The 2,106-nt window shown below is 72.0% G+C and carries 1 protein-coding gene; it reads right to left on the minus strand.

The window, feature by feature from the left end:
- Window positions 1–1,739: DEAD/DEAH box helicase (locus tag ACWEN3_RS30305; RefSeq protein WP_452977046.1), on the minus strand; the 1,739-nt coding region annotated here is incomplete at its 3' end.
- Between the last annotated feature and the right edge of the window lie 367 nt (window positions 1,740–2,106).

The raw sequence follows: 2,106 nt of genomic DNA on the forward strand, positions 1-2,106 counted from the left end.
CGGTCGAACGGACGGCGCTCGTCACGGCGCTCGAAGCCACGGCCACCACGGTCGCCCCGGTCACCACGGTCGTCGCGACGCTCGAACGAACGGCCGCCACGGTCACCACGGTCGTCACGGCGCTCGAACGAACGGCCGCCACGGTCACCGCGGTCGTCACGGCGCTCGTAGCCGCGCCGCTCCCTGCGCTCGTACGGCGCCGCGGCAGCGGGCCGCTCCTCGCGCTCGGTCTCCCGCTCGGCCGGCGCCTCGGCCGCGACGGCGAGCTCCTCCGCCGCCGTCGCCTGCGCCTCGGCCACCGCGGCCTCCGGGTCCTCGCCGCGCTCGCGGGCGACCCGGGCGACCAGCCGGTCGGCCTCCTCGCGCAGCTCGGTCGCGCGACGCTGGGCGCGCTCCAGCTGCTTGGTGAGCTGGGCGACATCGCGCTCGGCCTGCTGGGCCGCGTTGGCCGCGGACTCGGACTGGACCTCGGTCATGGAGCGGGCGCCGGTGATCTCGGCGACCTCCGGGTCGAAGGCGCCGGCGCCCTGGATGATGTGGCGCGCGGCGTCGACGCCGGCGTCCTCCATCAGGCGGAAGATCTGGCGCCGCTGGTGCGGCAGCGAGAGCGAGACGACGGTGCCGGTGCGGCCCGCGCGGGCGGTACGGCCGGCACGGTGCAGGTAGTCCTTGTGGTCACCGGCCGGGTCCACGTTCAGGACCAGGTCGATGCCGTCGACGTGGATGCCGCGGGCGGCGACGTCGGTGGCGACCAGGACGTTGACGTAACCGTCCTTGAAGTCGGCCAGGGTGCGGGTGCGGGCGCCCTGGGTCATGCCGCCGTGCAGCGCGTCGGACTTCACGCCCGCCTCGCGCAGCTGCTCGGCGACGCGGTCGGCGCCCAGCTGGGTGCGGACGAAGATGATCGTGCGGCCCTTGCGGGAGGCGATCGCGGCGGTGACCGGCGCCTTGTCCTTGGGCTTCACGATGAGGATGTGGTGCGACATGGTCGTCACCGCGCCCTGCGCCGCGTCCACCTCGTGCGAGACGGGGTTGTCCAGGTAGCGGTCGACGAGGGTCTGGATCTCGTTCTCCATGGTCGCGGAGAAGAGCATCCGCTGGCCGCCGGCCGGGACCTGGTCGAGCAGCTCGGTGACCTCGGGCAGGAAGCCCAGGTCGGACATCTGGTCGGCCTCGTCCAGGACGGCGATCTGCACATCGTCGAGCGAGCAGGCGCCGCGGTTGATGATGTCGCGCAGCCGGCCCGGGGTGGCGACGAGGATGTCGACGCCGCGCTCCAGGGCGTAGATCTGGTTGCCCATCGAGGTGCCGCCGCAGACGACCTTCATCTTCAGGCCGAGGACGTCGCCGTACGGCTGGAGGGCGTCGGCGACCTGCATGGCCAGCTCGCGGGTCGGGGTGAGGATGACGGCGCGCGGCTTGTGCTTCTGGGTGCGGCCGCCGGCCAGCGTCGCCAGGGTCGGCAGGCCGAAGGAGAGGGTCTTGCCGGAGCCGGTGCGGCCACGGCCGAGGATGTCCTTGCCGGTCAGGGCGTCCGGAATGGTCGCGGCCTGGATCGGGAAGGGGGTCGTCACGCCGTTCTGCGCGAGCTTGCGCACGATGCCCTCGGGGAGACCGAGGTCGGCGAAGGTGATCTGAGGGGTCTGAGGGGTGTCAGCGGCCTCGGTCGTCACGTCTGCGAGCTCGTTCTCGTTCTCGTTCTCGGACACGACGATCTGGTCAGTACTGGACACGGACATGCGAATGCGAAACCTTCCGGAGTCTCGTCGGCACGCGCCCGTCAACTCCGTGATTCGCATACGACCGCCTCAATGCGGTCCACCACGGGCAAAGGAGAGTACGCGCCACACGGCGCGCTCTGCTGTGGCGCCGGGCAAATGGGATCAAACGATCTACCACCATACGCACCCACCACCCCTGAAGGCAAACCGAGCCTCATAGTCCCAGGTCAGTGCGGCTGTCTGTGAGCCAGGTCACGCCGGTAGCCCCGCCGCGGGCTGCGGTGCGGGCACCCGCCGCACGAGCTGCGGGCCCGACGCCTCGTGCGCCGACGAGGACGGCTCGGCCGAAGGCGGCTCCGAGGTGGGCGGGGGTGGTGGCGGGGTG

The sequence above is a fragment of the Streptomyces sp. NPDC004561 genome (genome assembly GCF_053602155.1).